This window comes from Anaerovibrio lipolyticus DSM 3074, from assembly GCF_900141865.1.
GTDB classification, from domain to species: Bacteria; Bacillota; Negativicutes; order Selenomonadales; family Selenomonadaceae; genus Anaerovibrio; species Anaerovibrio lipolyticus.
In genome coordinates, this window is the sequence record NZ_FQYW01000010.1 from 117,073 (window position 1) to 125,599 (window position 8,527).

Sequence of the window (8,527 nt, forward strand, 5' to 3'; positions counted from 1 at the left end):
TCCTTATAACGCCGCATGTTGAACACTTACATTGAAAACAACTCTATTTCTCCTTTTTGCTCTCCAAAAAATCATTTATTTCGCTGTTCAGCTTGTTGGTAATAAACATGCAACCAGGAGCATGGGTTATTACCAATGGCAGCTTGGCATGTTCAATCACAGCCTGAGGGGTTACCCCGCAAGCCCAAAATACAGGAATTTCACCTGGCTTAAAGGATACAGGGTCACCATAATCCGGCTTCAACACATCCTTTATCCCCAGCTTTTCCGGATGGCCAATATTCACAGGGGCACCATGAACATTAGGGAAGCGTCCGGTGATGGCATCGGCTATCATGGCATTCTGGGCCGTCATTGGCCGCATGCTCACCACCAGCTCACCCTCAAAGATTCCCGCCGGCTCACACATGGTGGTGGTCTTAAACATGGGAACGTTGCAGCCCATGGATATATGACGGATATCTATATGGGCCTCCATCAATGCTTCCTCAAAGGAAAAGCTGCAGCCGATGAGAAATACCACAAAATCATCCTGCCAATATGGGGTGGCATCAGTAACCTCCTTGGTTAATACCCCATTTTCAAAGATGCGGTATTTCGGTATGTCCGTGAGAATATTGGCTCCCTCACCCATATCCTTCACAAATTTACTGCCGTGAATTACCTCCAGCAGCGGACATGGCTTTGGATTTTTTCTGGCGAATTCCTCAAAATCCCCAGCGTATTTTTCCGGCAATATTACCAGATTGGCCTGGGCATAGCCATTGGCCATACCAGAGGTCTGGCCCGTTATTTCCCCATTTCTTATTTTTATCCATAAATCCTCAGGACGCATATCTCCATATTCCGACACCGTAACCGCCTCCCTTTTTGCTTTCACTTGATTATCTTCTCATTTTACTTCTTCCACAGACACCTGAAAAAGCTGTCCGTCAATTTTCAAATTATAATTCCTTACCCCGGGCCGGCTGTCCGGCCATCCTGCATCTTCTGTGTCCTTATCCATAAGGGCAATCTGCTCCTTCATGGCCAACCGAAATTGAACGTAAATATCCTGGGCTTCCTCCACTGAAATCACCTTAAAAGTTATCTTACTGCCAGGAGAACACTGGGCCAAAAGGGGCAAATCCGCTGAAGTAACCGTGGCTATCTTGGGATAGCCACCGGTGGTCTGATGGTCCGCCATCATTATAATGGGCTGGCCATTTGGAGGCACCTGTATGGAACCAAATACTATGCCATCAGTAATCATATCCCTTTGGGTGGCACGCTGAATTATATCCCCCTCCAAACGATAACCCATGCGGTCAGATTCATTGGAAATGGTATAAACCGCACCATCAAGGGATTTTACCGCCTCCGGGGTGAAATAATCATCCTGGGGGCCCAGCACAATACGTATTTCATGGCTGTCACCGTGATTGCTTTCCTGCCACAAATGATGATGGGCCATATATCCATGGTCCGTATGGCGGATATGGGACTTCCCGGAAATAATGGCCTTGGCCAAATCTGTGGGCCTTCCCGTATTCAGCACTTCACCGTTATACAGCTTACTGCCCTCTGCGCCGCCTATTCCCAGCTTTAAATTTGTGGAATGGCTTCCCAGCACCAGCGGAACATCGATACCACCGTCTATGGCGATATAAGCTCTGGTCCCTTCATCCATGGAGGCCACCTTAAGATGCTGCCCCTTATGGAGAATCAAGGACTCATAGGCATGAACAGGCTTATTATCTACCAAAACCTTTGGTTCACCACCTGTTACTGCCACCAGCACATCCTCACTGGCCTCCAGCTCCGGCCCCAAATAGGTACATTCCAGCAATGGGGCATCATCCTCATTGCCCACCAGGGCATTGGCTATACTGGCAGAATAACTGTCCATATCCCCGGATACCTGCATACCACTGGCCTGATAACCCATTCTCCCCTTATCCTGTATCGTGGTCATAAGTCCACTGTTAATTACCTTTATGCTCATTTTCCATCGCCCTAAATTCTTCTTTGGTAATCGGTTTAAATTTAATATACTGCCCAGCCTTTAGCAGCACAGGTTCATTACGATTCACGTCATATAGCTTTAATGGGGTGCGGCCAATAATCTGCCAGCCACCGGGAGATTCCACGGAATAGATACCCGTCTGCTCACCGGCTATCCCCACACTGCCCGCCTCAATTTTAAGGCGGGGACTTTGCTTCCGGGGTGTGGCAATGGCCTTGTTCATCCCCCCCAGATAGGGAAATCCCGCCACAAAGCCCAGCATATAAATGGGATATTCCGGCTCAGAATGGAGCTTTATAACCTCCTCCTCGCTGATATTATGGGCTCTGGCAACCTCTACCAAATCAGGGCCATATTCACCGCCATAGGCCACGGGAATTTCCACCACCTGTTTTGGTGGCATTTCCACCTCATCCAACTGAGTTACCAAGGCTTCCAGCCTTTCCCGCAGCTGCCCATAGCGAAGGTCCATAGGGTCATATTGAATAAGCAGGGAGCAATAGGTGGGTATCAGCTCCACAATTCCCCTGATGGGCTCCCGCTCAAGCACCATTTTCAGAGCCATAACCTTATGATTAATTTCCAGACTGATTTCCTGGCCGAACTCCACAGATACAGCGCAGTCACCTACAGTAAGAATTCTCATAGCTTCCATTATTTCAGGCTCCTAACCTCTATTCCAGCACCTTCCAGGGCCTTGCGGATATTTTGTACCAGCTCAACGGCCTTTTCATTATCTCCATGAACACAGATGCTGTCTGCCTTTATATTGATTTCCTTACCATTAATGGAGATAACCTTTCCCTCCTTGGCCATTTTTACAGCCCTTTCCATAGCCAACTGAGGATCATGAATCACAGCTCCAGGGTGCTTTCTGTTTACAAGGGAACCATCATCATTGTAGGCTCTGTCTGCAAAAACCTCACTGGCCACTTCAAGACCGCACTTTTTAGCTGCCTCCAGCATAACCGAACCAGCCAACCCCATAAAAATAAGGTTCTTGTCAACAGAAGCAATAGCTTCACATATTCCAGTCGCCAAGGCTTCATCCTTGGCAGCCATATTATAAAGGGCACCATGGGGTTTTACATGCTGAAGCTCCATTCCTTGTCCCCTAACAAAGGCCATAAGCGCCCCCAGCTGGTATTTTACATAGGCCCCGGCCTCCTCAGGAGTCACGGTCATAGGACGACGGCCAAAGCTCATTAAATCCGGAAAGCCAGGATGAGCTCCCACAGCCACCCCATGCTTTTTTGCCAAGGCCACGGTCTTTTCCATAATAAGGGGGTCTCCGGCATGCCAACCACAGGCCACATTCACAGAAGTAACATGGGGTATGACCGCCTCATCCATACCCATGGTGTAGGCACCAAAGCTCTCGCCCAAATCACAATTCAAATCCACACAGCTCATTTTTTCCTCCATTGGTAAGCGTTTTTCCTCAAATACAACAAAGGGACCCACATCCCAAAAGAAGCAGGCCCCTGTTTTCTTAATGTGCTGAGCCTCATCGCTCACATATTCAAATTTGTTATCAATAAAATCTGTAATCACTTTAATCAGCCATTCAGCTTGGTACAGCCGGTATATTCAAAGTATTCCCTAATCAGCTCGTCCTTAATGCGGTTTCTGGTCTTAGGGTCCTTGTTGCCAGCTGGCTTGCCATCCACAGTATCAGCAAATGTAAGGAAGTTTGAGGATGAGGTTACAAAAATCTCGTCAGCATCCATGAGCTCCTCCAAAGTGTACTCCCGCTCGTAAACCGGAATCCCAAGGCGATAGCAGGCCTGAATCATATGGGTCTTGGCAATACCCCGTAAAATATACTGGTCATTTGGATGGGAAATCACTGCCCCGTCCTTTAAAATAGAAACATTGCTGTGGGCACACTCAGTAACTATGCCCTTACGATGAAGAATTGTCTCCGTGACACCCTTATGATGTGCCTCCTGGGAATATAAAACAGCAGGGAGGAGATTCAGGGTCTTCACATTGCCGTATTCAAAACGCAAATCCTCATGGGTCTGTACCTTTATTGGATTTTCCATATCACCAATTTTGGAAGGGCGGATGTAAACCCACAGCTTGCCCACCATATCCTTGCTATATACATGGTCCCGGGCTGCCAGTCCACGGGTAACCTGCCAATATACAAAATGGGTATGGCCTTCCACCTGCTTGGTCAAATCCTGCAGGAGCTTCTTTAATTCATCCTTTTCCATAGGAATCTTAATATCCATAATATTGGCACTGGTATAAAATCTGTCCAGATGATCCTCTACCAGATAAGGAACGTGATTGCCGGCTGGTGTAGCCTCATATACACCATCCCCAAAGAAATGAGAGCGGTCATTGAACGGTATCATTACTTCATCAGGGGTACCTAACTGTCCGTCATAATAAGCTAATTCTTTAAACATATAATCACTCCTATGGTTAAAAAATTAAGAAACACTTTTCCTTGGCTACATTTTATCATTTGGCATAATTAATTGCCAGACTTTTCTAAAAAATAAAGCAACACAAAAAAGACAGGCCCCTCTATCAAGAGAACCTGTCATATTTTTACTCAGCCAGTCGGCCCATGGTTTCCACAATAAGCTTAATCTGTGGTGGAATGGTGGCCAGCTCCAGTCTTTCCTTTGGACTATGAATATCAAAGGTGTTTACGCCAATGGATACCACATCCAGCTCTGGATTTTTCATAACATGATAGCCACACTCCAGCCCCGCATGGATGGTTTCCACCTTCATTGGTATACCATTCTGTGATTCAAAAACCTCCAGCATAACCTTGGCCAGCTTGCTATTTTGATTTTCCTTCCACCCTGGTGTTTGTTTATCTATAACGGCGGTAAAGCCAGTCATTTGAGCTAAAATATCCGCTTGAAGGATAAACTCACCTATTTTGGCATCATTGGAGGAACGAGGTAAACAAGCAATGCTCAATATTTCCCCATCCTTCAGCTTCACCATGCCGATATTGGCAGAGGTTTCCACCAAGCCCGGTACCACCTGGGACATGGCATATACCCCACTATGGAGGGAAATCAACAAACGAATGATACTATCGCGGTCATCCTCACTCATAACACGCTGAGGCTGAGCAGCAGTAAGATCAAATTCAATATTATTATCTACAGCACCATATTTATCCAGACAGCTATCACGCTCTGCATCAATAACCTCTTGGATAACCTGGGCCTCAGCCATGGTGGAGATAACCACCTCTGCTTCTGCAGGAATGGAATTTCTGGCCTTGCCACCTGTAAAAGAGGCCAGCTCATAGGATATTCCAGCCTCATCAAGGGCATTAAGGAGTATCGCCATAATACGGATGGCATTGGCACGGCCTTTATTGATTTCCATACCGGAATGGCCACCAAGGAGTCCTTTAAGATGTATTTTATATGCCTTATTTCCCTGTGGCGCACTGTAGGTCAGCTTACGGTTAAAATCGATATTAACGCTGCCGGCACTACCAACCGTTAATTCATCATAATTTTCCGAATCACAATTAATGAGATATTGGGCATCCTTAAGATATTTGGCATCCAGATGAACGGCACCGGTCATTCCCTGCTCCTCATCCACAGTAATTATGGCCCGCAGTGGTCCATGGCTCTTCAAATTTTTCATGATATATAGTGCCTCAGCCACCCCGATACCATCATCAGCCCCCAGACTTGTACCATCAGCAGAAAGAAATTTCTCATCCCGCACCAGCTTTATAGGATCTTTTAACGGATCAAAATTCACACCATGGTCTGCCACACAAACCATATCCATATGACCCTGCAATATAATCATTGGGGCGGATTCCTTTCCAGCAGTGGCAGGTAAGTCAGCTATTACATTATTTACCTCATCCTGATGTACTTCACAGCCGATATCAGAAAAGGCTTTCACCAAATAATCGCTGACTGCTTTTTCATGGCCGGATTGTCTTGGAATTCTTGCCAGCTGGGAAAATTCTTCCAGCACTCCATCTATTATTGCTTCCTTGGATAAATTCAACATTGTGTCATGCTCCTCTTTTTTAAGCTAAATAATAATAAATTAAGTAGGAGCAGAAAGCTCCTACCTAACAATTTTTTCATATCAATTGTTGCTGTTGCCCTTGATAACCTTAACAAAAATGGTCATTACCACTAAAAATACAATAAAGCCCAGCCAATCAGCAACAGCTTCAAAACCGGAAATAGCCAGCGGTGCATCACTACCGCCACCAGATACGGATACTACTATAATACCAGCCAGTATTACACCGATAATTGATTCACCAACTATCAGACCAGAGGCAAACAGGGTACCACGGCGCAGGCCCTCGGCTTCTCCCTCTTCTCCCTTGGCCTTTCTGACACTCTTATTGACGAAGTAGCCCATAACTGCACCGATTACCAATGGAAGCTGAACAGATGGTGGAAGGTAAATACCCATGCCTACAGCCAATGGTGGCAATGCACAGCTCTTGGTGGTCTTTTTCAACAGCTGGTCAGCCAAAATCAGAACAACACCAAGTCCAATGCCAATATAGATATATTCCCATGCCAATTCATTGGAGAAAATACCCTGGGCAATAGTAGTCATCAATGTAGCCTGTGGAGCAGAAAGAACCTGATCCGGATCCATGTCAGGACGTGGCATAGCTCCTACAAAGCCATAGGCTTCATAAAGGAGATTAAGAACCGGAGCAATTACCAAAGCACCTACTACGCAGCCCAATAAGAGAGCAACCTGCTGACGCCAAGGTGTAGCACCAACAAGATAACCGGTTTTCAAATCCTGCATATTATCATTGGATATGCAGGCGATGGCTAAAATAATTGAGGTAGTAAAAATTGCAGTTGCAGTAGCAAACTTTTCTCCACCCGGCATATCAAAGATGCCAAAGGAATTTGCCAGGAACAAAACTACCAGAGAAGAAACTATAATACCAATGATTCCAATACCGGAAATAGGACTGGAGGATGTACCAACCAGACCAGCCATATAAGCGCAGGCCGCTGCCACAAAGAATCCCATAAGGGTGGCCACAGCAACGCCAACAACGGTAAAGGTAAGGGTCTCATTCATAGGAAGTCCTTCGGCGGAAACAAAGACGAAGAAAATCCCCAAAAGACCTATCATAGTCAGGGCAAATACTGCTCCAATGCTCTTAAGGGACATATCAATATCCATGCGATGCAGGCCCCGTTCCTCAGAGGACATATTCACCGCAGCCAATGATTCCTTCATTCCCTCAATTACTGGCTTGGCCAGAGTAATAAGGGTCCAAATAGCGGCAACGCCCATGGTACCAGCACCAATAAGACGAACCCTATCCTTGAAGATAACGCCACCAAACTGTTCCATGGTCATACCATCTGGCAGTATTCCAGTCATGGTATAGTATGGCACAAAACCGCACCAAGCGATAATGATACCCACCAAAATAGCTAAACCAGATGTGAGACCTATCAAATATCCGGCACCAACCAATGCGCCAGAATAACCACAAGCAATCTGAGAAATACCACGGCCTACAGGGAACCACAGAGAAAGACCGCCAGCTATCACCTGAAAGCCATTGGTAAGCAATGCTACAATACCAGAAATAATACTTCCGGCCATAATTTCCTTAAGACCACTGCTCTTGCCATCAGTATCCTCGGAATGGCTGCCAGCCTTCAAGATTTCAGCTGCTGCCACGCCCTCAGGATAGGCCAAATCACTGTGTACAACCATAGCCCGTCGCAACGGTATGGTAAATAATACGCCCAAACAGCCACCACACAGAGATACCAGCAGGGTCTGCCAAAATTCAAAGCCCTGCCAATAACCAATCATCAGCATACCAGGAATAATGAAAATAATGGCAGAAAGGGTACCGGCCGCTGATGCTTGTGTCTGTACCATATTATTTTCCAAAATATTCGCATCCTTGGCCATCTTTAAGACCGCCATGGAAATTACCGCCGCCGGAATGGCGGAGGAAAAAGTAAGTCCTACCTTCAGTCCGAGATATACATTGGATGCAGTAAATATCACTGTAAGTAAAGCGCCCAGCAGCATACCACGAACTGTGAGTTCAGGCAGACGCAATTCATGTTGCATAAACTCATTCTCGTCGTGTTTCATAAAAACAATCCCCCTAAATTTTATGTATCTGTATTTATACAGTGAACACAGTTACATATTATGTAAGCGTCAAAATATAGTATGCCTCAACAACAAATAAAAAGCAGCCCGTAGGCTGCGTCATAGTATAGTGTTATGAATCTTCAGTTGGCAGGTTCACATTCCACGGGAGATACTTTTCCAAAACTGAATCGTCCTTTAAGGATTCTTCCTGGGACATGTTTGTAAAGATGTATTCCAGATATTCTTTGGTATCAACTTTGTTGGCTATGCATGTCTCTATTAAACTGTATGCTGCGGCACTGGCCTCGGCACCAGTCGGAGAGCCGGAAAATACCCAGTTTTTTCGACCGATGGTGAATGGACGGATGCTTCTTTCAGCAAGGTTATTGGAAATGCTGC

7 protein-coding genes and 1 pseudogene are annotated in these 8,527 nt (G+C 45.9%); all 8 read right to left on the reverse strand.

What is annotated here, in order from left to right; translation table 11 throughout:
- Positions 1 to 43 precede the first annotated feature (43 nt).
- On the reverse strand, positions 44 to 880 hold the full coding sequence (locus B6K08_RS06920) for a putative hydro-lyase (protein ID WP_234985275.1): 837 nt from the start codon (positions 878 to 880) through the stop codon (positions 44 to 46).
- A gap of 12 nt (positions 881 to 892) precedes the next feature.
- Positions 893 to 1,984 (reverse strand): 5-oxoprolinase subunit C family protein, encoded by a 1,092-nt coding sequence (locus B6K08_RS06925; protein WP_080325780.1) that lies wholly within the window; start codon positions 1,982 to 1,984, stop codon positions 893 to 895.
- Positions 1,965 to 2,660 (reverse strand): 5-oxoprolinase subunit PxpB, encoded by a 696-nt coding sequence (pxpB, locus tag B6K08_RS06930; RefSeq protein ID WP_080325781.1) that lies wholly within the window; start codon positions 2,658 to 2,660, stop codon positions 1,965 to 1,967. The genes B6K08_RS06925 and pxpB overlap by 20 nt, the downstream gene beginning before the upstream one ends.
- Entirely contained in the window at positions 2,660 to 3,559 is a 900-nt protein-coding gene (locus B6K08_RS06935; protein ID WP_327078470.1) for a LamB/YcsF family protein, read from the reverse strand. The genes pxpB and B6K08_RS06935 overlap by 1 nt, the downstream gene beginning before the upstream one ends.
- Before the next feature lie 5 nt (positions 3,560 to 3,564).
- Positions 3,565 to 4,425 (reverse strand): aminotransferase class IV, encoded by an 861-nt coding sequence (locus B6K08_RS06940; RefSeq protein WP_039207628.1) that lies wholly within the window; start codon positions 4,423 to 4,425, stop codon positions 3,565 to 3,567.
- 145 nt (positions 4,426 to 4,570) lie between these two features.
- Complete coding sequence (pepD, locus tag B6K08_RS06945) at positions 4,571 to 6,025, reverse strand: beta-Ala-His dipeptidase (protein ID WP_080325782.1); 1,455 nt, start codon at positions 6,023 to 6,025, stop codon at positions 4,571 to 4,573.
- A gap of 81 nt (positions 6,026 to 6,106) precedes the next feature.
- Positions 6,107 to 8,125: an OPT family oligopeptide transporter gene (locus B6K08_RS06950; protein WP_080325783.1), complete on the reverse strand. Its 2,019-nt coding sequence runs from the start codon at positions 8,123 to 8,125 to the stop codon at positions 6,107 to 6,109.
- 261 nt (positions 8,126 to 8,386) lie between these two features.
- A pseudogene (locus B6K08_RS14320) lies at positions 8,387 to 8,527 on the reverse strand (IS66 family transposase); the annotation flags it as partial.

Bases quoted from the DNA above. Each gene is read 5' to 3' on its own strand.
- B6K08_RS06950 (WP_080325783.1), bottom strand. From the start codon at position 8,125: ATGAAACACGACGAGAATGAGTTTATGCAACATGAATTGCGTCTGCCT.
- B6K08_RS06940 (WP_039207628.1), bottom strand. From the start codon at position 4,425: ATGTTTAAAGAATTAGCTTATTATGACGGACAGTTAGGTACCCCTGAT.
- B6K08_RS06925 (WP_080325780.1), bottom strand. From the start codon at position 1,984: ATGAGCATAAAGGTAATTAACAGTGGACTTATGACCACGATACAGGAT.
- pepD (WP_080325782.1), bottom strand. From the start codon at position 6,025: ATGTTGAATTTATCCAAGGAAGCAATAATAGATGGAGTGCTGGAAGAA.
- pxpB (WP_080325781.1), bottom strand. From the start codon at position 2,660: ATGGAAGCTATGAGAATTCTTACTGTAGGTGACTGCGCTGTATCTGTG.